At 26.5% G+C, this 21,863-nt stretch carries 25 protein-coding genes; 4 read left to right on the top strand and 21 right to left on the bottom strand.

Annotation, left to right across the window (positions count from 1 at the left end):
• The first annotated feature begins 12 nt into the window (after nt 1-12).
• Both NSA50_RS02765 and NSA50_RS02760 read left to right on the top strand, forming a co-directional pair.
• Nucleotides 13-582 carry an ECF transporter S component gene (locus NSA50_RS02765; protein WP_195266441.1) on the top strand — a complete coding sequence of 190 codons (570 nt, stop codon included), beginning with the start codon at nt 13-15 and terminating at the stop codon, nt 580-582.
• A complete protein-coding gene (locus NSA50_RS02760) occupies nt 575-1,264 on the top strand; it encodes a radical SAM protein (RefSeq protein ID WP_257442776.1) in 690 nt (229 codons plus the stop codon). The genes NSA50_RS02765 and NSA50_RS02760 overlap by 8 nt, the downstream gene beginning before the upstream one ends.
• 192 nt (nt 1,265-1,456) lie before the next feature.
• Here the strand turns inward: NSA50_RS02760 and NSA50_RS02755 are convergent, their stop codons facing one another.
• The 3 genes from NSA50_RS02755 to NSA50_RS02745 are packed head-to-tail and all read right to left on the bottom strand — an operon-like array spanning nt 1,457 to nt 4,126.
• Nucleotides 1,457-2,674 carry a radical SAM/SPASM domain-containing protein gene (locus NSA50_RS02755; RefSeq protein WP_257442773.1) on the bottom strand — a complete coding sequence of 406 codons (1,218 nt, stop codon included), beginning with the start codon at nt 2,672-2,674 and terminating at the stop codon, nt 1,457-1,459.
• Nucleotides 2,664-3,536, bottom strand: a complete 873-nt coding sequence (locus NSA50_RS02750; protein ID WP_257442770.1) for a class I SAM-dependent methyltransferase — start codon at nt 3,534-3,536, stop codon at nt 2,664-2,666. Before NSA50_RS02750 ends, NSA50_RS02755 begins: the two co-directional genes overlap by 11 nt.
• A gap of 11 nt (nt 3,537-3,547) precedes the next feature.
• A complete protein-coding gene (locus NSA50_RS02745) occupies nt 3,548-4,126 on the bottom strand; it encodes a class I SAM-dependent methyltransferase (RefSeq protein WP_257442768.1) in 579 nt (192 codons plus the stop codon).
• Nucleotides 4,127-4,439: 313 nt separating this feature from the next.
• Between NSA50_RS02745 and NSA50_RS02740 the strand changes: the two genes are divergently transcribed.
• The gene (locus NSA50_RS02740; protein ID WP_257442766.1) at nt 4,440-4,670 is read left to right on the top strand and encodes a hypothetical protein; all 231 of its coding nucleotides are present in this window, start codon (nt 4,440-4,442) and stop codon (nt 4,668-4,670) included.
• Nucleotides 4,663-5,013, top strand: a complete 351-nt coding sequence (locus tag NSA50_RS02735; RefSeq protein ID WP_195430276.1) for a DUF2085 domain-containing protein — start codon at nt 4,663-4,665, stop codon at nt 5,011-5,013. Before NSA50_RS02740 ends, NSA50_RS02735 begins: the two co-directional genes overlap by 8 nt.
• Before the next feature lie 366 nt (nt 5,014-5,379).
• Here the strand turns inward: NSA50_RS02735 and NSA50_RS02730 are convergent, their stop codons facing one another.
• The 18 genes from NSA50_RS02730 to NSA50_RS02645 form a co-directional block, all read right to left on the bottom strand.
• A complete protein-coding gene (locus NSA50_RS02730) occupies nt 5,380-5,949 on the bottom strand; it encodes a dihydrofolate reductase family protein (RefSeq protein WP_195430279.1) in 570 nt (189 codons plus the stop codon).
• 43 nt (nt 5,950-5,992) lie between these two features.
• On the bottom strand, nt 5,993-6,586 hold the full coding sequence (locus NSA50_RS02725) for a hypothetical protein (RefSeq protein WP_257442763.1): 594 nt from the start codon (nt 6,584-6,586) through the stop codon (nt 5,993-5,995).
• A gap of 401 nt (nt 6,587-6,987) precedes the next feature.
• On the bottom strand, nt 6,988-7,182 hold the full coding sequence (locus NSA50_RS02720; RefSeq protein ID WP_097033432.1) for a hypothetical protein: 195 nt from the start codon (nt 7,180-7,182) through the stop codon (nt 6,988-6,990).
• Between the two features lie 62 nt (nt 7,183-7,244).
• Entirely contained in the window at nt 7,245-8,315 is a 1,071-nt protein-coding gene (locus NSA50_RS02715; protein WP_195430285.1) for an ABC transporter permease, read from the bottom strand.
• Nucleotides 8,306-9,400, bottom strand: coding sequence for an ABC transporter permease (locus NSA50_RS02710; RefSeq protein ID WP_257442759.1), 1,095 nt, complete (start codon nt 9,398-9,400; stop codon nt 8,306-8,308). The genes NSA50_RS02715 and NSA50_RS02710 overlap by 10 nt, the downstream gene beginning before the upstream one ends.
• Nucleotides 9,401-9,411: 11 nt before the next feature.
• Nucleotides 9,412-10,347: an ABC transporter ATP-binding protein gene (locus NSA50_RS02705; RefSeq protein WP_195265668.1), complete on the bottom strand. Its 936-nt coding sequence runs from the start codon at nt 10,345-10,347 to the stop codon at nt 9,412-9,414.
• A gap of 86 nt (nt 10,348-10,433) precedes the next feature.
• The gene (locus tag NSA50_RS02700; RefSeq protein WP_195265669.1) at nt 10,434-11,078 is read right to left on the bottom strand and encodes a response regulator transcription factor; all 645 of its coding nucleotides are present in this window, start codon (nt 11,076-11,078) and stop codon (nt 10,434-10,436) included.
• A 1-nt stretch (nt 11,079) separates the two neighbouring features.
• Nucleotides 11,080-12,231, bottom strand: coding sequence for a sensor histidine kinase (locus NSA50_RS02695; RefSeq protein ID WP_257442757.1), 1,152 nt, complete (start codon nt 12,229-12,231; stop codon nt 11,080-11,082).
• Nucleotides 12,232-12,325: 94 nt separating this feature from the next.
• Nucleotides 12,326-12,895 (bottom strand): GNAT family N-acetyltransferase, encoded by a 570-nt coding sequence (locus tag NSA50_RS02690; RefSeq protein ID WP_257442755.1) that lies wholly within the window; start codon nt 12,893-12,895, stop codon nt 12,326-12,328.
• Nucleotides 12,896-13,182: 287 nt separating this feature from the next.
• On the bottom strand, nt 13,183-14,115 hold the full coding sequence (locus tag NSA50_RS02685) for a DMT family transporter (protein WP_257442753.1): 933 nt from the start codon (nt 14,113-14,115) through the stop codon (nt 13,183-13,185).
• Nucleotides 14,116-14,529: 414 nt separating this feature from the next.
• Nucleotides 14,530-14,727, bottom strand: coding sequence for a DUF4177 domain-containing protein (locus NSA50_RS02680; protein ID WP_195430296.1), 198 nt, complete (start codon nt 14,725-14,727; stop codon nt 14,530-14,532).
• A gap of 63 nt (nt 14,728-14,790) precedes the next feature.
• Complete coding sequence (locus NSA50_RS02675; protein ID WP_257442749.1) at nt 14,791-15,195, bottom strand: arsenate reductase ArsC; 405 nt, start codon at nt 15,193-15,195, stop codon at nt 14,791-14,793.
• Nucleotides 15,196-15,211: 16 nt separating this feature from the next.
• Nucleotides 15,212-15,541: an ArsR/SmtB family transcription factor gene (locus tag NSA50_RS02670; RefSeq protein WP_257442747.1), complete on the bottom strand. Its 330-nt coding sequence runs from the start codon at nt 15,539-15,541 to the stop codon at nt 15,212-15,214.
• Between the two features lie 306 nt (nt 15,542-15,847).
• A complete protein-coding gene (locus NSA50_RS02665) occupies nt 15,848-17,095 on the bottom strand; it encodes a Y-family DNA polymerase (RefSeq protein WP_257442745.1) in 1,248 nt (415 codons plus the stop codon).
• 17 nt (nt 17,096-17,112) lie between these two features.
• Nucleotides 17,113-17,370: an alpha-crystallin domain-containing protein gene (locus tag NSA50_RS02660; protein WP_257442743.1), complete on the bottom strand. Its 258-nt coding sequence runs from the start codon at nt 17,368-17,370 to the stop codon at nt 17,113-17,115.
• Nucleotides 17,371-17,704: 334 nt separating this feature from the next.
• Entirely contained in the window at nt 17,705-19,252 is a 1,548-nt protein-coding gene (locus NSA50_RS02655; RefSeq protein WP_257442741.1) for a carbohydrate-binding protein, read from the bottom strand.
• A 255-nt stretch (nt 19,253-19,507) separates the two neighbouring features.
• Nucleotides 19,508-21,274 (bottom strand): methyl-accepting chemotaxis protein, encoded by a 1,767-nt coding sequence (locus NSA50_RS02650; protein WP_257442740.1) that lies wholly within the window; start codon nt 21,272-21,274, stop codon nt 19,508-19,510.
• A gap of 393 nt (nt 21,275-21,667) precedes the next feature.
• Entirely contained in the window at nt 21,668-21,844 is a 177-nt protein-coding gene (locus NSA50_RS02645) for a hypothetical protein (protein ID WP_195430325.1), read from the bottom strand.
• Nucleotides 21,845-21,863: the final 19 nt, after the last annotated feature.

The following is a 21,863-nucleotide window of genomic DNA, read 5'->3' as shown; positions in this document are numbered from 1 at the left end:
ACTGGAGGATATATGAAAAAAAATAATATTTTTAAAATAACACTTATGTCTGTAGCAATTGTTATAAACATTCTTGGAGGATTCATTGCTATTGCTCTTAAGCTTCCAATATTTATAGATACAATTGGAACTTTCTTAATTGCTTTTTTATTTGGTCCAATAAGTGGTGCAATAACTGGTTTGGCTACATCATTAATAAATGGCTTTACTTTTGATCCATATTCATTGTACTTTTTCCCAGTTCAAATAGTAATAGGATTAGTTGCTGGTTTATGCTATAAAAAAGGATTATTTAAGGGCAAATTCATAGTTTTAGGGATTTTAATTTCAACTATTGCAGGTTCACTAGTTGCATCACTTATTTCTGCATATGTTTTTAGTGGAATAACATCATCTGGAACCTCATTTGTAGTTATGTATTTGAAAAATGTTGGTGTAAATATAGTAGCTAGTGTTTTCTCAACTCAAATATTATTTGATTTACTAGATAAAGCTTCCACTATATTTATTGTATTAATGCTAATTAAATCCCTGCCAAATAATATGAAAGAAATTATAAATAATAGGTGTGTAAATGGATAGATATAATAAAATAACTAACAAAAATATTCGAGAAATTGTATTATTAAAATCATTCCCTTGTATTTGGGGTAAATGTAGTTTTTGTGATTATATAGATGATAATAGCTTAAATGAAGAAGAAATAGTAAAGCTAAATAAAGAAGTATTAAAAAATATCACTGGAGAATTCAAAGTATTAGAAGTTATAAATTCAGGTAGCTGCTTTGAAATCCCCAAAGAAACACTAAATGATATAAAGAAAATAATACAAGAAAAAAACATAGAAAAGTTATTTCTAGAAAGTCATTGGTGCTATAAAAATAGATTACAAGAAATGAGAGACTTCTTTGGTATTCCAATTATATTTAAAATAGGCGTGGAAACCTTTGATAATAACTTTAGAAATTTAGTATTAAACAAAAATGCAAACTTCAAAACTCCAGATGACGTAAAAGCACACTTTGAATCAGTTTGCTTACTAATCGGAGTAAAAGGCCAAACTAAAGAAATGATAAATAAAGATATAGATATAGTCCTTAAAAACTTTAAATATGCAACATTAAATGTTTTTGTTAATAATACAACAGATATAAAAAGAGACGAAGAATTAGTAAAATGGTTCATTGAAGAATATAAATATTTAAATGACTACGATAATATCGAAGTGCTGTATAACAATACAGATTTTGGTGTAGGAAACTAGTTGATAATATAAAGGCTACGATAAATAGATATGCTTATTCCACAGTCTATTTATCGTAGCCAGATTATGTTTTCTCCACTAAAAAATTATTAATTGTGGAATTAACCTCATTAATGATATGTATTAAGTTGGGGATATTATATAAAAACGGAAAGTTAATACATATCATTAAGTGTAGTTATCAATTCATAATTATCTCCCACTAAGTAATTTATAGTATTTAGGTAGCTCATTTTCGCTGCATTTATCGCATTTTTTTGCATAACAATATGTCTTAGCTTTACCTAATTTACTATGCATCTTATCCCATACATCTTTTATTTCTTCATTTAATACATTTCCAAAGGATTCAGGAACAAAATCACAAGGCAAAAAGTTTCCTTCATTGTCTATATATGAGTGTTGTACCCCTGCTCCACATCCAAATTGGTCTTTTGATTCAACATATGGAAATACTGATGTTTTAGGATATGCTTTATCTCTGTTAAATTTTATATGGAGATTTATAAGCTCCTCTTTATCTTCTTTTGAGAATATTTCATTTGACTTTACTAAAAGTGATCCACATGGGATAGGTTCCAGTATTCTAACTTCATCTACACCTAAAGTTTTTAGGAATTTGCCTATCTTATATATTTCTCCACTTTTAAGCATTTCTTTTGTACATACAGTTTGAGCCATAGTATAAAGGCCTGCTTCTTTGCAATTTCTTATTGCTAAAATCGAGTTTTCATAGGCCCCATTATATCCTCTCTTTTTATCATGATTTTCCTTATATAAGCTATCTATACTTATTACTACTCCAAAAAGGCCAGCTCTTTTTAATTTTTTTGCTTTATCAAGGCTTAGTGAATACCCATTCGTAAATAAATATGAAATACTTCTATTATCTATACTACTTATTATTTCTTCTAAATCACTTCTAAGAAGAGGCTCTCCACCTGTAAATCCAATTATTCCAACTCCTAAATCTTGAAGTGATTTTATTATTTTTTTTATTTCATCCGTTGTTATTTCTTTTGATTTATCGTCCTTATTTTTAATAAACCTTTTAGCACTGCAATGCCAACAGTTATACATACATCTTCCTGTGATAGCTATATATGTAGAAATTGGAGCTAGTCTTTTGCCAGTAGTATGATTGTAAAAGAATTCAGCATTTTCTCCAGGAACTGCATCTACGATACTTTTATAAGCTATGCTATTTAAAGGTGGCAAAAATGAATTAACTATAAAGTTACCATTATGAACTGCTAATCTATCATTTTTTATGACATTCATCCCACATTTTATAACATTTATAGGTTTATAATCTTTACTTTTCTTAAATCTACTATGTATATAAAAGAAGTTATTTCTTACATCTTTATTTAACATTGCTTTTATAATTGGCATTGTATTACTTATCATTTTTAAAAATCCCCCAAACATATTTATGAGTAATTGTTTTAATTCCTTTTTCATCAAATAACTTAATCATTGAATTTTTGACATCTTCATCTGTCATATCTATCATGGCATCAAACCCTGCTAAAGCACCTGTAGATGTTACAAAAGAAACTAAAGATTGTGTATCATCAAAAGTAAATACATGAGAGCCATCTTTTACTTCTATTTTTGAAAAACTTTCTTTTTCAAACCATCTTGTAAAGGTCTTATGATGAATTGGATTAGGAAGCTCTTTCATTATTTTATTTACCTTACTATAATTTTTTAAAATAAGTTTTGGATAAATCTTTCTAACTTCTGGCAATGTATCTTTTAAATTAACTATTACTGCAAAATATCCACCTTTTTTTAAGACTCTAGAAACTTCTTTAATAATTTCATGAGGATTTTGATATTTTATTGCCCATGAACATACTACAATATCAAAACTATCAGTTTTTAAGCTTTTTAAGTAAGATACCATATCATTCTTTATAAATTCAGCATTAAAACTTATATTTTTTTTAGCTTCATTTAACATTCCTTCTGATATATCTACTAAAGTAAAACTTGAGTTATTTATTTTAGAATTTATATACTTACTGTTAAAGCCTGTCCCGCAAGCAATATCTAGAACTTTAGGAGATGAATTAACTTTATTATCAATATATCTTATAATTAGTTTATCTAACATTTCTTTGTTGTACTTCTGCATTTCTTTTAAGAATAAATCATTATAACTTTTACTTACTCTTGTATAAGAATTTGCTATATCATTTAAATTTGTGTACTTTTTAGATAGGAATAATTTTATAATTTTAAATAACCCTTTTAAAATGCTCATTAATAACTCCTTTAATTTGAATTTTCTCCTAAATATATATATTCATAACTTGATATTTTAATTATTTCTCCATTATCAAAATACTGTGAAGCTAATTTCTTAATTTCATTTTTAGATAGCATTTTAACCTTTTCAAAACAAATTCTTTCAAAAAAATATATAAGCTTAGTTATTATATGAGTTCTATCAAATTCATAAATTAAAATTTTTCCATTATTGTTAAGTAATCTTTTACATTCTTTTAAAGTTTTTTCTTTATCTTGTATGTGATGAAATGAATCTCTCATTATAATTAAATCAAATAAATTATCATTTAAATCTATATTAGTTGCATATCCATTAATTATCTTGATTTTATTGTTTTTTTCTTTTGCTATATTGGTCATTTTAACTTCTGGGTCAAGAATAGTTACATTTGCACCTAAATTTATTAGTGCATCTGCAAGAGTTCCAGTTCCCCCACCAATATCTAAAATCTCTAAGTTGTTAAGCTCTTTAATCACTTTTATAATTTCTTTATTCTTGTCTAAATTAAATATTTTCATAAACTTATCATATTGCTTACTGTAATATTTAAATAAGTAACTCATATATATTTCCTCACAAATTATCTGTTAATTTTTACTAATTATATGATAACATAGAACTCTTACGAACTTTATATATATTTCTTAAATTTTTCTAAAATATATTTTTATTAATTCTAATAGCCTAAGTTAGAATAATAATAAATTCAGATAATACTAATTAGTATAATTGATATTTATAAAATAGTATCTTTATTTAATACTTCTATTATTTTATCTCATGGCCAATGAATAATTATACAAAATACCTATATAATGGTATAATTTGATATATAAGTAAAAGTATAATTGAGTAATTTTTTTGGAGGATTTAAAAATGGATGCCAATAATTCAAAAGAAAATGTTGAGTGCCCCTTTTGTAAAAGTAAAAATATAAAAATCATAATCGAAAAGAAAAATGAGAACTTTGATATAACAAGTGGAGTTATAGGAACTATATGTCTTGGCCCTATTGGATTATTATGTGGACTATGTTGTGCTGACGGTGAAAAAGAAAAAGCAACTTGCATTTGTAATGATTGTGGAAAGAGATTTATAGATGAATAAAAAGGATAAAATTTGGTTATTTTTTATGAAGCTTTTTTCTAAAACTTGTCATCAAAAATCTGAAAGAAGCTTTTTCTTTTATAATTATCAGTTTCCTATATGTGCAAGATGTACAGGTTTGTTAATAGGATATCTTTTAGGTATACTAGCTTTATTTTTTAATCTTAAAATCTCCATTAGTTTAAGTTTAATTTTTGCAATAATTATGTTTATAGATTGGTTTATTCAACATAAAAAAATATATCCTTCAAATAATACAAGACGAGTTATTACTGGATTTCTTTGTGGATTTGGTATAATAAGTGCACTAGCTAATTTTTATTTAATACTAGTTAATTTATAACTATATATTTCTTTCAATAAAAAATAACATAGAAAGACCTATTTTATAAAATTTACTCATTTTAGATAGCTTAAATTTAGACTTATATCCTAAATTATATAAAAAAATAAAAAGTTAATTTATATTATTAATGAAAATAAAACTTCATTTGTTAGTTTAAAATGATAAATATAAGTGGCGAATATAAATAGCTTATAGAACATATCCATTTATACTTACATTTATATTCACCTTTATATTCGTAATAAAAATATTTGCTTTATTTTACTTAATAATTTTCTTTTATAATTTTTTATTATTTAAATTATCACCTTTAATATAAATTCTATCTAACATTAAGACATTTGCTTTTTCCTTCGTTAAAAATTAATTGCCATTCCAATGATAGATTAGTTGTACAACACCAGAAGAAAACGCTCTGGCATTAACCATTTTTAAATTCAATCTTTGTTTTATATCAGTAAACAACGCTTTTCCTTCTCCTAAAATAACAGGGTGAACAGATAATCTAAATTCATCAATAAGCCCCAAATTTATAAAAGTTGTAATAAGACTAGCCCCTCCATATAACCAAATATCTTTACCTGGCTTATTCTTCAGTTTTTTTACTTCTTCAAGAATATTTTCCTTTATAAATGTTGCTTGATTACCAGTACCTATTTTTGTTCTAGAAAACACATACTTCTCTTTACTATGAATCAATGCCCAAATTTCTTTTTCATTATCAGAATCTTCGTCCTTAGGAATGTATTGTCCCCATAAATCGTAACTTTTTCTACCATATAAAATAGTGTCAATTTCATTTAAGAAATTAGTGAATCCCATATCAGTGTCCATAATACACCAATCAACTTCTCCATTTTTCCCTTCAATAAAACCATCTAAAGTAGTTGCTAAATCTAAAATTATTTTTCTCTGTTTTGTATTATTTGCCATAACTCTTCCCCTCCTTATATCTTGATGTTATAATTTATAATTTCTAATTTTTTTGACTCATTCCTATATACTTGCTTATAGTTTCTGTTATCTTTTTATCGTGAATTCTATTTATAACATCTATATTCATAGTTTCAGATGCACTTTTAAAACAAGGTATATGTTCTATATCAGATTGGAATATAAGTTTAAATATAAATATATGTATTTCTTTTATTTCTTCAGTATTCAAATCTCTACATTCTTGAATAATTGATGTTACTATTTCATGAATATATTTTGATATTTTCTTATTATTTTCTAAAATTTCTTCCTCTGTATATCTAGTTTTTCTATCATCTCTAAATTCTTCGCACTTTAACATCTTTTCATGAAAATGAAAATTCGCCATAAACTTAGATTTAATATCTTCTAATAATTTTTCCTCTCCTATTTCAACTACTATCTTTTGTAGAGAAGGAATATTATTAATATAAGCATAGAATACATCTTTAACATGATTTTCATGTAACCTTACTATATCCTCATGACTTAAGTTCTCAGTGTATTTATGTGCTTTTTCAAAAAGCTTTTCCATTTTCTCTTCAATGCTTTTCTTTAGCTCATCAATATAATCTTTTCTTTTCATATTACACATAAAAAGTCCCCCATCTTTTATAATTCTATTTACAATAATATACTATAAGTAAAAATTCTTCAAATATTAGCAACTAACCTTTATATTTACTTTAATAACTTCATCATGACATATACTAAAATTACTCTTATGGTTCAAAATATCTTTTTTAAGTTGTTCTAAAAACTATAAGTTGTTAAAATAATATTTACGTATAATATGATACTAAACAAATATTCTATAGTATTATTGTCTATATATGTAAAAAAGAAATAAATTCATAAGTGATTTTGAAAATAATATTAATGATTATATAAAAATACTATATGGCTTATCCCTATTAGCATATTATCTAGGTTATATTCTTCTGATTGATAAAATGTATTAACTTAAAAGTGGTGAAATATTAAATTTCACCACCTTTATTTGTATAAATTATCTTCAATTATTTTATTTGCAATAAGCCCTATATTAACTTCTCTAATGTCCATATATACATCAATAATTCTATCAGTAAGAGTAACTTCAACATATTCCACTTGCTTTCCATCTTCATCTTTGTAAGTTATTATGTCATAAGTTATTATTTCATCTTTAAGTTGTTTTTTAGAAATCATTTGATTTTCCTCCATCAGCTTTTATTCACTATATTTTAGCAAATAATTTACCTGATGTCTATTTACTCCTTCGCATAATCTCTAAGTCTAAAGCTTCCTGCCGTAAATAATACTGCTGACATTAGTATTATTACTATAATCGGCACTACTATTTTGCCTTCATTTATAATTTGTACCATCCATGAAAATGGTGAGATTATACTTAAACTGTTTATTATTTGAGGTACATTATCAAATTCTTGAAGTCCGCTTCCTAGCATTGCAACACCAAATGACAGTAAGCCAAAAACTACAATAGCTAAGCTTGATATTGTTTGATTTTTAAGCCATCTTGTGGCAGCTATAATTAATGAGGTTGTAACTAAGCTACTTAGAATAATAACTAGTATTCCTTCACCTAAATTATAATTTTCTATTTTAAATATATTAATTGCTAAAATTAATGTTATTGAGCTTATTACACTTTGAAGTATAAATGCTGATAAATATAGAGAACCTAAAATAACTTTATCTGAATTTCCAGTTGATATTGTTCTTCTTAAAACTTTTTGAGCTTTAAGTTTAATTATATCATCAGTTAATATAGATCCACCTATCATCATAAAATAGCATATCATTAGGACGGTAAGAACATAATCAGCTTTATTTACTTCAAATTTGTCTGTTATTACAGCTTTTACTGTATTAGTACTAAGGCCATCATTTATTCCTTCTTTAAGCAAATTATTAATGTAATTAGCTATAATATTTTCTGCAACAACAGATCCCATCCCAGCTTCATTAGTATAACTTTTTACCTTAGGAATTTCACCACTATCTATTTCTTTTTCGAAATTCTCGTCTATTACATATATAGCTCCAAGCTTTTTATCTCTTAAATCATTATAGCTATCTTCTGCTTCACCCTTTAGCTCTTCTATAGAGTACTTTTCTGATAAATCGCTTATTAAATCCTTTGAATATTTACCAGAAGATTTATCTAATATTCCTATCTTACCTAAGGATGATTCTTTTGAACTAGGTCCAACTACTCCAAATAAAACTACCATTGGAAGGAAAAATGTCATCATTAAAATTGCTGGATTTTTTAAACTTCTTCTTAAATTAATTATGGTTAATCTTATTAAGCGCATCTTCTTTCCTCCTTAGATAAACTTATTTTTAATATTGCAATTATAAATAGTATTATTGAAATTGAAAGAATTAATATTAAATCCTTATTATTAGCACTAAAGCTTCCATTTAAATTATATAAAGTAAATAACTTTGAAATATAATGTGTTGGTGATAAAACTTTTAATGCATTTCCTTCTCCAGTGAACATTTCCATTCCTATTATAGGAAGTGTAAATATTAATGCTCCCACAACCTTACCGTACTTCGCTCCAAAAAAAGTATAAACAAACTTACTTAATGATACTACTAGCATAGATGAAGTCAAAATTAATATTAATAAAGGAAAAATGCCTCCAGTAAAGCTTATTCCTGAAATTCTAAAGAAAAATACATATCCTGAAATAATAACAGTTGAATATACAAATAATGCAAAGGAATCATAGTAAAAGTATTGCTTTCTAGTTACAGGTGTTGATGCAACTCTTTTATCAAGATTTACACTTACCTCTGCATAATTGGATTGTATAAGAGTAAAAATCAACATACTTATTACAAATGCTATCATTGATGCAGCCATTTTTTCATAACTACTAGACGTTTTTTTAGAATCTATATCTATTTTTTCAATAACAGTTTCTCCAGAAACTTTTGCTAAGTCTTCAGTAGATCCTCCAGATAAATTAACATAAAGACTTTCATGATATTTATCTAAAATAGTTTTTAAGGTGTTTGTGGAATTACTATATCCTTCTTCTAGCTTATTTATATTTATCTCGCCTCTTTTTAAAGATACAACATTATTTTCATATCCTTTTGGGATTGAAATTTCTACATTTGCTTTTTTATCAGTTAATTCAACAAGCTCTTTCATATCATTACTTTCTAAAAATGATACTAAATTTTTAGACATAGTGCTATTATCCATATCATTTATTTGAACTTTTAAAGTTGTTAATTTTAATGGACTATCCATAAGTGTTTTTTGGAAAAAGCCCATGAAAGCTGCTAACAAAACTGGAAATAGTATATAATATAAAAGTGTTACAGCTCCATTAGAAACCATTCCTTTTAAGGTTGTCTTTGTATAATATATCAATTTCATTTAACTCACCTCTAATCTCTTAACATTTTTCCTGTTAAAGCTAAGAAAACATCTTCAAGTCTTGCATCTTCATAACTTATTTTTTTAACATTAACTCCATATTGTTCTATTATACTTAGTACATTATGAAGTTTAAAATTTGAGTCTATAGTTAATGAAATAATATCATCTTGTTCCTTAACTTTTATTACTCCTGTTAATTTTTCTATATTTAAAAGAACTTCCGCTGTAATATCACTAGCTTCTATTATCACCTTATTATTAGGAAATACCGAAGATTTTATTTCTTCTTTTGTTCCATAAGATACTTCTTTGCCTAAATCTATAATGAATACTCGCTTGCATAGTTCTTCAACTTCTTCCATGTAATGAGAAGTATATATAACTGTTGTACCCCATTCCTTACAAATATTTTTTGTAAAAGTGAATATATGATTTCTTGATTGAGGATCAACTCCAACAGTAGGCTCATCCATTATTAATACTTTTGGATGATGCATAATAGCTGCTGCAATATTAAGCCTTCTCTTCATTCCACCTGAAAACTTCTTAACTTTTTCTTTTTTCTTATCTTGAAGGCCTGTAACTTCTAAAGCTTCATTTATTCTTTCTTTAAGTTCTTTTCCTTTTAATCCATATAAAGCACCGAAAAACTCTAAATTGTCATAAGCATTTAACTCTTCTATTAAAGAAATATCTTGTGGTACATATCCTATACATTCTTTAGCTTTTATTGGCTCTTTTAAAATATCATAACCACAAATTTTAACTGTTCCACTATCTGGGGTTAAAAGACTAGTCATTATATTTATTAAAGTAGATTTTCCTGCTCCATTAGGTCCTATAAATCCAAATATTTCTCCCTTATTAACTTCATAGCTTACATTATCTAAAACTAACTTGTCATTGAATCTTTTTGTGACATTTTTTACTTCTATGATACTCATTAAAAATACCCCCTAGCTTTATCTTACTTATATAATAAGACAAAGCTAAGGGGCTTGCTATCACTCCAAGTCACTAGATGAATGACTTAAGTCACTATTCCATTTTTAAATGCAAAAATTGCAATTTGTGTTCTATCTCTAAGATTTAACTTAGATAAAACATTTGTAATATTATTCTTTATAGTTCCTTCTGATAAATAAAGCTTTTCTGAAATTTCTTTATTAGTTAATCCTTCAGCTATACATTTGATAATTTGTAATTCCTTATCTGAAAAATTATATTTATTTAATTCTTTATTATTTAAGTTATGACTGTTATTACTAAGTATTTCATTTGCAACATCAGGATGAACAACCATATTTCCCATATAAGCTGTTTTTATTCCTTCATAAATAACTTGATGAGAACTATCCTTTAACAAATATCCAAAAGCTCCATATTTCAATGCATCTTGAATATATTCTTTATCTTTAAATGTAGTTAATATAATAACTTTAATCTTAGTAAATTGCTCCTTAATAAGCCTAGTACCCATTACTCCGTCACAATCTTTCATTCTTATATCCATAAGTACTACATCAACATCTTTATTTTTACATACTTCTAAAGCTTTATATCCATTTTCAGCAGTATCAACAACTTCTATATCATCAAAAGTTGAAAGCATAATTTTTAAGCCTTCTCTAATTAGTTTTTCATCATCCACAATTAATATTTTAATTTTCCCCATCCTAATTCTCCTTATCTCTCGGGATTACAAGCTTTATAAAAAATCCCTTTCCAACTTCTGAGCTAACGTCAATTATTCCATCTATTTCTTCAGCTCTTTCTCTTATATTCTTAAGTCCAAAACCACTTTCTTTTATAATATCAGTTCCTATACCATCATCTTTAAATGATATTACAAAATCATTTTCTGTAAAATTCATAATTACTTTAACTTTAGATGCTTTTCCATGTCTTAAAGCATTTGACAAAACTTCTTGAGTTATTCTATATAAGTGAGTACTTTGTTTAATAGAAAGAGTCCAATCACCTTTTGATAAAATAATATTTACTTCTACACCTGACATCTTTTCAAAATTCTTACATAACTCTTGAATTCTAATTAATCCTCTGTAATTATCATAATCATCAGATTTAAGTTCACTTACAGCCTTTTTAACATCTTGAAAACTCTCGTTTATAAAATTTCTTAAGTTACCTGCCATATCTTTTAGCATACTGCCTTCTTTATCTGCTATACTTTCCATTGCAGATAGCTGAATCATAGCTGTAGATAAAGAATGACCAACGCTATCATGTATTTCTCTTGATATTCTATTTCTTTCCTTAATAACTGTTAATTCCTCTATTGAAGTAAGACATTCTTCAAGATGATTTTTGGTTTCAATTAATTGTTCTTCCGATATTCTAAGCTTATCGTATAACCTTTGAGCTTCTTTCTTTGTATTATACAGCCTAGATATATAATTTAAAAGAATTATAAAAATAAACATAATAACTAAATTGATAAAACCACTTTCTATATTTTTATTAAATTTACTAGATAATGATATTAAAGATATTATAAATAAAAATATATATTTCATTTTTTCATATTTTAGTGTAAAAGCATCTATAGTTATACCTATTAAATAAAATAAAATGCTTCCACCAAAGTTTAAATAAGCTATTGGTGATATTATTATTTCAACCATCATTGAAAAAATAGTTAATTTATCATTTCTAAAGTAAAATACCCTAAGATTATTGTTTATTATAAATAACAAAATAAACATTATGCTATAAATACTTGTATTTTTTTCTTCAATAAAAATTTGAGCTATTAAAATAATAAATGATATATATCGTATTAATAATAGTTCTTTACTTTTTCTCATAGTTCTCTCCAAACTTTTTTATTATAGTTTCTTCACTCCAGAAAAGATTGACAGTATTAAATTTCACTTCTCCTTTGGTGATATCTCTGTTGTACTATTTCTTAATATTATCTTCATTAACCAATGCCATTACTATAGTATCGTGAAATTCTTTGCCGAATAAACATTTTCTTAAAAGACCTTCTTCAAGATATCCTACCTTTTTTAATACTACTAATGATGCTGTGTTTGTAGGCATAACCTTAGCTTGTATTCTATGCAATTTTAAATCAATAAATCCAAATCTAGTTACCTCTTTTACTGCCTCCGTTGCAAATCCTCTCCCCCAATACTCTAGCGAAAAATAATACGATAGCTCTGCTATTGATTTCTTTGAAAATCCACCTAAATCAATGCGACCTATAACTTTATTATCTATTTTACTCTCTATACACCACGTAAATGCTTTCTTTGACTTGAGCAAACGTCCATTAATGTTGTTCAACCAATTTGATATATGTGGTTCTTCATTAAAAATACTTAGGCCCCCACCTAAAAACCTTTGTACCTGGAGGAGATTTATAAAACTTAAATATTCTTCTATATCCGCACGGCAAAATGCACGTAAAATCAGCTTGTCTGTTTCTAAGTAAGGTATTTCATTAAAATAATCATTAAATTTCATAATATACTTTTCTCACTTTATTACTTTTAATTATCAACAGGGATTCTAATCTTTTTATTTTGTTAAAATTATATCATTTTTGTAATTTGAAGTCATTAGAAAATCTATATATTTACATGATCCTATGGAAATGAACTTCATACTAATACTTAATCTATTCCTTTTTCTATCATTGCTACAATCCTAAAAATAAATTGTTTTTAATACCAAAGCCAATTAATATACAAAAAATAACTGTAACAAAGCTATAAACTTTATTACAGTTATTTTATTTATAAACTACATATCTAATTTATACTTTCCTTCCTTTTATACACTAAATAAATTCCAGCGCAAACTAGTATTAAAGCTATAAGTATCTTTATATCAAAGATATTTTCTTTAAGGACTATAGCTGAAAGTGTAGTTCCAAAGACTGGAATTAAAAAGTTGAAAACAGAAATCACTCCAACTTTATTGTATTTTAAAAGTTGTGACCATAATGCAAATGCTACTGAGGATAGTAATGCCATATATAACAATAAGGAAGTAGATTTAACATTAAAGTTTGTAAGATGCCCTCCTAATAAATACCCTATTATTATTAAAGCTAGTCCTCCTATAGCTAATTGATAACCAGTTATAGTATAGGCATCTTTATTTTGGCTTATCTTTTTACTGTATATTGATGAAATTGAAAGCATAAAAGCTGCAAGCATTATAAATCCTTCACCTTTAAAAGAAAAACCTCCTTCTAAAACTGAAGATCCTCCAAGGTTTACAATTATAACTCCAACAAATCCTACTATGCAGCCTAAAACCTTATTGAAATTTAACTTATCATTTTTATAAATAAAATGCGCTAATATTATACTAAAAAATGTACCTGTTCCATTTATAATTGAACCTCTCACACCAGTAGTATATGTCATTCCTAAATAGAAAAATATATATTGAAGAGTTGTTTGTCCAAGTCCTAATATTGTAATTTCCTTCATATCCTTAAAAGTTAAATCAAAGATACTTTGCTTCATCAATAGCTTTATTATTAATACAATAATTCCAGCCAAGAAAAATCTATATCCAGCAAATATAAATTTTGCACCTACATCACTGCTTGCTATATTAAAAATTTCATATCCTACTTTGATAGCAGGAAAAGCACTTCCCCATAAAAATGTACAAATTACTGCTATTATAATTATATTTATTCTATTAGTGTAAAATTTTGATTTATCCAAATACCTTCATCCCTTCTAGTAACTCCTTATAATGTTTATAGAATTTATTATACACTTATTTATATAAAAAAAATGCCTTATCCTAAAAATATGTTTATTCAAATTTAAAAGACAGCCAAGTATTTTTAACTCAATAATTGAATTAAGTTCAATTATTACTTAAGTAATTGTATCTATCCTAAACACTATCTAGTAATTAATATAGAACTTTTATTAATTATAAATATAAAAATAGAGTAAAGATAACACTTCACCCTATTTTTATATATTATATAATCAAATTGATTAGTATATAAAATTTAATTTATGTGTTTTATAAGATTAAAAATTAATTCTATACTGTCTATTTCTATATTTAAAATCATATTCATCTTTATCACATAACTATAGTTTATTGATCAATTGCTAATGTAATTAAACAACTTCTCTTTTAAATATTACTGAACCATCATCAGGCTTTGGAATCCAACCTACTCCTTCATGAGGTTTTGTTAACCCTCCTACTAACTCCCAACCTAAATTTCCATAATTATTAAGTTCTTTTTGTAATTCTTCTTGATTTCCTAACCCTTTCAATGAGCCCATTTCGACAACTTTATATTCCCATTTCATAAAACATATAACCTCCTTTCTATTATTAATTTATTCAATATTATTCTTCCCACATATTTAACTCTATATCTCATTATTTTCAATTTTCTTAGTTAAATTCTTTATCTTTGATTCTATAGTTTTTGCTACTTTAATAAATTCTTCATCAGGTTTACCAGTAGGATCATCTAATCCCCAATCCTCAACATAACTAGCTGATATATTAGGACATACAACATTACATCCCATTTTTATTACAATATCTATATCTGGTATATCAGTAAGTAGTTTAGACTTTTGAGTTTCATTCATATCTACATTATATAAATCCTTAATTATTCTTACTGCATCTTGATTAATTTTGGGTTTTGTTTCAGTTCCAGCTGAATAACTTTCAAAAACTTCACTTCCATATAATTTTCCTAACGCCTCCGCCATTTGTGATCTACAAGAGTTATGAACACATATAAATGCTACTTTCTTTTTCATTTTTCAGGGTCTCCTTTTACTTATTATTTTTACAATTTGTTTCTTTTTCTTTGCAAATGCATTCTTCAGTATCAGTGATAATCTGCATTAAATTTAATATTAATCTGTTAGCATTGGTTATATGTAATTTATAATAATTCCATATTCCTTCTTTTCTAGACAATACTAATCCACATTCAGTTAAAACCTTTATATGATGTGATAATGTAGGTTGAGTAAACTTAAAACTTTCTAACAACTCACAAGCACATTTTTCTCCACAAGATAAAATATCTAATATTTTTAGCCTATTAGGATCTCCTAACGCTTTAAATATTTTAGCATTTTCTTCATAATCTCCATTCATACTCCCACTCCTTAAATAGATATTAATCTATCTATAAATATAGATCAACTTCCATAAACTGTAAATTTCACTTTAATATCCGCCTCTAAAGAATAACACATAGATATATATCTATATGTTATGACTAAAAAAATAATTTGTTACTATAAAAATAAAAAATCTTAACAAATAAAAATATTGTTAAGATTTTTATATAATATAATTATTTAAAATGAAAGTTTAATTTGCGAGAAATTTTTCCTTCCATGTTTTATTAATTATATATTTATTATTCACTATCAATCACTAATTATATATTATCAATTGCTACAATATACTTCCCATCATAGGATAATCATCTTCTCCATTTCCACCATTTATGGCTTTTATACCAGAATGCAAGAATGTTGATCTAATTACTGAATAGTTCCCATATCTTTCTCTAATAGAATCTATGGTTTTATCTAAAGCGCGTTGTTTTTCTAATCTTTCATTATCAAATAGAGAACTTTGGAAAAATTCATTACTACAAAGATTCGTAACTCTTACGCCTAACTGTCTTATTGGTTCTCCTCCCCAAGATTCATTAAATGCTTTTACAATTTCTTTATATATTTCCTCTGTACAATCTGTATAATTTGATAATGTCCTTTGATGTATATATCTTTCAAAATTAAATCCTTTTATAGATATTGAAATTACCTTACATAAACTCTTATTGTTTCTTAATCTTATACAAACTGATTCTGTAAGTGATAAAATTATTTTTAAGGCTTCTTCTTTTGAAGTTACGTCCCAAGCTATAGTAGTAGAATTTCCTATTCCTTTGACATTTATATAATTATATTTTCTAACTGACGATTCTTCTATTCCGTTTGCATAGTTATAAATAACCTTACCATGGCTTTTAAAAATGCTTTCCAGAATCCCTATATCAAAATTTGCAAGTTCACCTATAGTATTTATATTTAACTTATCCAACTTGCTTTTTGTAGCTCTTCCAACCATGAATAAGTCATCTACAGGTAGAGGCCACATTTTATCTTTAATTTCTTCTTTAAATAATGTATGAATAGCATTTTTAGGATCAAAGTCACTTGCCATTTTTGCAAGTAATTTATTAGTACTTATTCCTACATTAACATTAAAACCAAGTTCACTTCTTATTTTACTTTGTATTTCAATTGCTTTTTCAATATAATTTTCTTTAAAATGACTCATATCCATAAATACTTCATCTACAGAATACCTTTGAATCTTGGGTGAATATTCACAAAGCAAATTATACATAGCATTACTACAATCCATAAATAATCTATAATTAGGTTTAAATATTTTTAAATCAGGACATTTCTTTAATGCATCTACAACTGGCTCACCTGTTTTTATCTTATACTTTTTCGCAGGAATGGACTTAGCTAATACAATTCCATGCCTTTCATCAGTATTTCCACCTACTATTGATGGAATTTCTCTAATATCTTTTGTAGTTTCCCCTAGTTGTAACATCCTTACTGCTGTCCAAGAAAGATAAGCTGAATTAACATCGATATGAAAAACTATTCTTTCTTCCACAAAAGCACACTACCTTTCTAATACTTAAATAAAATCCACTTATAATTAGTTGCATCATATTTAATTTCAAATATTTTTTCTATACCATCTATACAGCTACTACATACAAACTTTTCCATTACCTTGCCTGATAGTTTTTCTTTCTCTCTCTTTAAAACCTTTTCTATCTTTATGACTTTACTTTCTTCTTCAAGTACTTTGAATCTAATGGGATTAATGGATCCATCTTCATTAAACCATGCTATCATTTGTATTGGTTTAGCTATAACCTTCAAGGATATCCCTCCTCTGGAAATTCTTAAATTAATTATATCGAACATATGTTCTTTTGTAAAGATAAATATATTATATGTTTTTATTGTATAAATTACTCATAATCTTATTAAAATACTAATTTAACTTATTAAGTATAGTACTTATTAGAATTTATAGAATTTTAATAATATATAATATGTATATACTATTTATATTACTTTTATATTTGTTAATATGATTTATTAATAAAATTACTTTGAAAATTTACATAATAGAAAAGTAGCTAACTATAAAATTATAATTAGCTACTTTGTATAAAACTTTATTTATATATTTTTTATTATTTTGGCAACTTTATAATTGTTTCCATAAAGTAGGAACTGTTCCTGGTAACCATCCCATATGTGATGTGTGAGCATATATACACTCATAAGTTTTTCCTTGATAAGTTACCTTATCTCCTAATTTGTAACTAACTCCTGATTGCCATTCTTGTACTGATGGTACTTCAACTTCTTTAACTTCTACTACGCAGTTTGCTGAAGTTACAGATACACCAGCTGCATCTTTTACTGTTACTGAGTAAGTATAAGTTCCATAAGCCTTATTCGTAAAATCCTTTTTAACTGTTTGAACAGATGTTAATCCTGATGTTAATGCACCTGTTGCTATAGATTTGCCATTTTCAAATAGCTCATATGATGTTGCAGTATTATAAGCTGGCACATTAATAGCTAATGAGTAGCTTTTATTAGCAACTGCTGATGCTTTAACTGATGCCGCTTTTAGTGATGGTTTTTCTGGAACTACTTCAGATAATGAATCAAAAAATGGTCTATAGCTCTTAACAAATTCTTTATTGTTTACGTTATCCCAATTTATTGACCAAGCCATTATTCCTCTAAGATTTGGATATTTCTCTCCTATCATTTTATAAGAACCACCATAGGATTGTCCTTTTATTAAATAATTTAAAGCTTTAAGCATTTCTGTTGGTGGAATATAGCCTGAATTTGGATTTAATGTTCCTTTTTGTGAAGCTGGAACACCAATTACTACTTGCTCTTGCTTTAATGGAGCAAAGAAGCTATTTTTTGATGCTCTTGTTTGGAATCCTTGTAATAGCATTTCTACCATAGCAACTTGAAAATCTGCTGTTCCTTGATTATAGGTAATTCCATCAAGGGCCATATTTCCTCCACAGTTATAGTGTTGAACTTGTAAATAATCAAGTTCATTTCTTACTGCATCTATAAGTGGAAGATATGCCCCCCAATTAGTTGCATAACCAGTATTACCACCTTGAACATATGATAATTCTGGAGCCATACTTATAATGAAATTGTCTCCATATTTTTTTACTAAGTCCTTGATAATCTTAATGAAGTTAACTATTTGAGGCGTAGTAGGATTTTTAAGATCTGTATCTCCAGGTTGAAGTATCATTCCACTTCCACCTTCAAGATCAATATCTATTCCATCAAATCCATATTTGTCTATTAAACCTGTAAGTGATGTCATAAATTTTTCTCTTGCTGCATCTGTTGGAACTTGAATTGTACCTTCTGCACCACCTAAAGATAAAACTACTTTCTTACCTTTACTTTGTACATAATCGATATCGGCTATGAATTCCTTTTCATCATAAACTGGATGTAGCTCTACAACTGCTCTATCTGTATATGTCTCTCCAAATGAAACATTTATTATATCCCATGCTGGATCTACATCTCTTATTTTAACAATCCCAGCTCCGTTATCAAAATTATGCCAATATCCAACAAGTAATCTTCCATTACCAGCTATATTGGTATCAGCTTTAAATTTTGAACTTGGCGTAATAGTCATTATTATTAGTGTAGCAATAAACAGTGATAAGATTTTCTTGAAATTTTTATACATATTATCCCTTCCCCTTATACATACCTTTTAAAATTATTTATCTTCTGTCTATCACGATTAATATTTATCTTTTAGATATATATCTTAAGATTCTATAAATATCACCTCCAAAATAAATAAAATAACTAAGCGCCCTTAATTACATTTTACATTATTTTGATATCATGTAAATATAATACACAATATATTTTTTAGTATATATTATAAAAAATAATGAACTAGCCCCAAGCAAGTAGGCTAGTTCATTTTAATTATCTATATGTTAAATTTTTGAACCATTTCATTTAGTTTTTGAGCAAATTCTGCTTGATTTTGAGCTGTTTGTGCAACTTGCTCAATTGCCTTTGTAGTTTCTCTCATGCTTTCTCTAATATCTTCTGCCTTTTCGCTAGATTCTTGTGAAGATGCAGCCATGTTTTGTACAGCATCACTAACTTGTCCAACTGTAGCTGTTATTTCTTCAGACATAGCAGCAATTTCATCAGACATTTGGCTTACAAATTCAGAATCGTCATGATACTTATTACCTGTTTCACCATATGCATCTAATTGTAAATTTACATTAGTGTTAACAAACTCTAGTATATCATTTCCTGCTTCAATGCTACTTTTAAATGCATGTTGTACTTTTAAAATAGTTTCTTTAATATTTTTCACTGATTCAGCTGACTGTTCAGCTAATTTTCTTACTTCATCTGCAACAACTGCAAAACCTTTTCCTTGTTCCCCTGCTCTTGCTGCTTCAATAGCTGCATTTAATGCAAGTAAATTAGTTTGCTCAGCTATACTTCCTATAGTATCTGCCATAACTTTTATACTTTCTACAACTTTACCATCTTCAATTGCTTTTTCCATCTTTTCTTTCTTTTGAGTATATACTTCTCTTGTTTCTTCAATTGCTTTTTTACTACTATCTTTAACTTCTATAGCCCTTTTCTTTGCAGCATTTGATATATTGCTTCCATCCATAGATTTAGCAGATAATATATTTATACTTGCATCAACTTCTTCAATTGATGCGCTTATTTCTTCTGTTACAGCTCCAGACTCCTGTATTCCAGAAGCAATAGTATCAACAGCTTCATCAATTATAACAATTTTAGAAAATAGTTCTTCTACTGTTGCTGAAAGTTCTTCTGACGAAGCTCCTATATTTTCAGAATCCTCAATAATTAATTTTACTAAGTTACTTACATTTTCCTGTGCTTTATTTAATGCATTTGCAGTTTCTCCAAATTCATCTTTACTTTTAAAGTCAATTGAATGGCTAAAATCATAAGAAGATAGTCTAATGGCAAAATCTTTTATTCTTATAAGTGGATTGGTTATTTGCTTACTTAAAATAAAAGCTAAAATTATAGCTATTAATAGTGAACCTGCTAGTAAAAATATATTAATAACTATACTATTTACTAAATCTTGTTTTACTATAGCTTCTCTAGCATCTATTATTTCATCAATATCATCTATGTAATTTCCTGTTCCTATTACCCAATTAAATGGTTTATAAAGCTTACTATAGCTTCTTTTAGGAGATGCCTCACTTTCTCCCACTTTAGGAAACCAATATTCAGTATATCCTCCCTCTTCTTTTTTACCATTTTCAATTATATCTTTTATCATATAATTTCCTTTAGCATCTTTATCATTAAGTCTATTTTTCCATTCAGTATCAGTTCCTAAATATACAACATTTACTCCTTCTACAGTATCTGCCCAGAAATAACCCTCTTCACCAAATTTTAAATTTCTTAGTAACTCTGCACTTTGTTTTTTAGCTTCATCAACTGTAAGTACTCCAGTTTTAATTTTTTCATTAAGTCCATCTATCATGGAAATAGCAATTTCTACTTGCTCCTTTATTCTTTGATCATAATCTTCATTTAAACTTTCTTTTTGAATAGATAATAATTTGCTATTACTTTGGATGTTTTTAAAAGTCATAGTAGCAGTTATGATTAAAGCTGTTACTAGAGATATAAACATCGTAACAATAATTAGTTTGTACTTAACTTTATTCATGAATAGTCCTCCTTATTATAAATCTTTAGTATATAATTGCATTTAAAACACACATTAAAATTTCAAAAATTATCCTGTATTATGTTTAATGCTATTTTAAATAGAATTAAAGAAACATCATTTCATTTTGATATTGTATATACCTTAATGATATTATTCTATATGTTTCAGACGTTTTTGATTTTCTCATATATAAATATTCGTATGTTATAGATGAAACTGTACTATAAAATGTATTGTAGTTATATATTTTTATTAATATAATAAAACTTAAATTTATAATTCTAAATTCCTTAAAATATAACTGTAGTTTTCTATATAAATATTAAAATAACTATGCAAAAATAATGAAGTGATTATTTTTGCATAGTTATTTTAATTAGTATAATTAATTTAGTTTTTTCTTCTTAAAAACTGTATTCCTGAAATAAAACCATAAACCATAAATATAGATGCTATTAGCTTTGCAAAAAAGCTAAAGTTATCATCACCATTTGAAACTAGAGATGAGATACTTATTCCTGTTAAAAAGGTAAAAATAGATATGAACATTAGTTTTTTATCTTCCATATCATGTTGCATAACTCTA

Origin of the sequence: Clostridium mucosae, from assembly GCF_024622765.1 — a bacterium.
Classification (GTDB): Bacteria; Bacillota; Clostridia; order Clostridiales; family Clostridiaceae; genus Clostridium.
This window is presented reverse-complemented; position numbering and strand designations above follow the sequence as displayed.

Excerpts from the sequence above, each read along its gene's own strand:
- NSA50_RS02765 (WP_195266441.1), top strand. The coding sequence starts at position 13 with ATGAAAAAAAATAATATTTTTAAAATAACACTTATGTCTGTAGCAATT.
- NSA50_RS02760 (WP_257442776.1), top strand. The coding sequence starts at position 575 with ATGGATAGATATAATAAAATAACTAACAAAAATATTCGAGAAATTGTA.
- NSA50_RS02755 (WP_257442773.1), bottom strand. The coding sequence starts at position 2,674 with ATGATAAGTAATACAATGCCAATTATAAAAGCAATGTTAAATAAAGAT.
- NSA50_RS02750 (WP_257442770.1), bottom strand. The coding sequence starts at position 3,536 with ATGAGCATTTTAAAAGGGTTATTTAAAATTATAAAATTATTCCTATCT.
- NSA50_RS02745 (WP_257442768.1), bottom strand. The coding sequence starts at position 4,126 with ATGAGTTACTTATTTAAATATTACAGTAAGCAATATGATAAGTTTATG.
- NSA50_RS02740 (WP_257442766.1), top strand. The coding sequence starts at position 4,440 with ATGGATGCCAATAATTCAAAAGAAAATGTTGAGTGCCCCTTTTGTAAA.
- NSA50_RS02735 (WP_195430276.1), top strand. The coding sequence starts at position 4,663 with ATGAATAAAAAGGATAAAATTTGGTTATTTTTTATGAAGCTTTTTTCT.
- NSA50_RS02730 (WP_195430279.1), bottom strand. The coding sequence starts at position 5,949 with ATGGCAAATAATACAAAACAGAGAAAAATAATTTTAGATTTAGCAACT.
- NSA50_RS02725 (WP_257442763.1), bottom strand. The coding sequence starts at position 6,586 with ATGTGTAATATGAAAAGAAAAGATTATATTGATGAGCTAAAGAAAAGC.
- NSA50_RS02720 (WP_097033432.1), bottom strand. The coding sequence starts at position 7,182 with ATGATTTCTAAAAAACAACTTAAAGATGAAATAATAACTTATGACATA.
- NSA50_RS02715 (WP_195430285.1), bottom strand. The coding sequence starts at position 8,315 with ATGCGCTTAATAAGATTAACCATAATTAATTTAAGAAGAAGTTTAAAA.
- NSA50_RS02710 (WP_257442759.1), bottom strand. The coding sequence starts at position 9,400 with ATGAAATTGATATATTATACAAAGACAACCTTAAAAGGAATGGTTTCT.
- NSA50_RS02705 (WP_195265668.1), bottom strand. The coding sequence starts at position 10,347 with ATGAGTATCATAGAAGTAAAAAATGTCACAAAAAGATTCAATGACAAG.
- NSA50_RS02700 (WP_195265669.1), bottom strand. The coding sequence starts at position 11,078 with ATGGGGAAAATTAAAATATTAATTGTGGATGATGAAAAACTAATTAGA.
- NSA50_RS02695 (WP_257442757.1), bottom strand. The coding sequence starts at position 12,231 with ATGAGAAAAAGTAAAGAACTATTATTAATACGATATATATCATTTATT.
- NSA50_RS02690 (WP_257442755.1), bottom strand. The coding sequence starts at position 12,895 with ATGAAATTTAATGATTATTTTAATGAAATACCTTACTTAGAAACAGAC.
- NSA50_RS02680 (WP_195430296.1), bottom strand. The coding sequence starts at position 14,727 with ATGAAATGGGAATATAAAGTTGTCGAAATGGGCTCATTGAAAGGGTTA.
- NSA50_RS02675 (WP_257442749.1), bottom strand. The coding sequence starts at position 15,195 with ATGAAAAAGAAAGTAGCATTTATATGTGTTCATAACTCTTGTAGATCA.
- NSA50_RS02670 (WP_257442747.1), bottom strand. The coding sequence starts at position 15,541 with ATGAATGGAGATTATGAAGAAAATGCTAAAATATTTAAAGCGTTAGGA.
- NSA50_RS02655 (WP_257442741.1), bottom strand. The coding sequence starts at position 19,252 with ATGTATAAAAATTTCAAGAAAATCTTATCACTGTTTATTGCTACACTA.
- NSA50_RS02650 (WP_257442740.1), bottom strand. The coding sequence starts at position 21,274 with ATGAATAAAGTTAAGTACAAACTAATTATTGTTACGATGTTTATATCT.
- NSA50_RS02645 (WP_195430325.1), bottom strand. The coding sequence starts at position 21,844 with ATGGAAGATAAAAAACTAATGTTCATATCTATTTTTACCTTTTTAACA.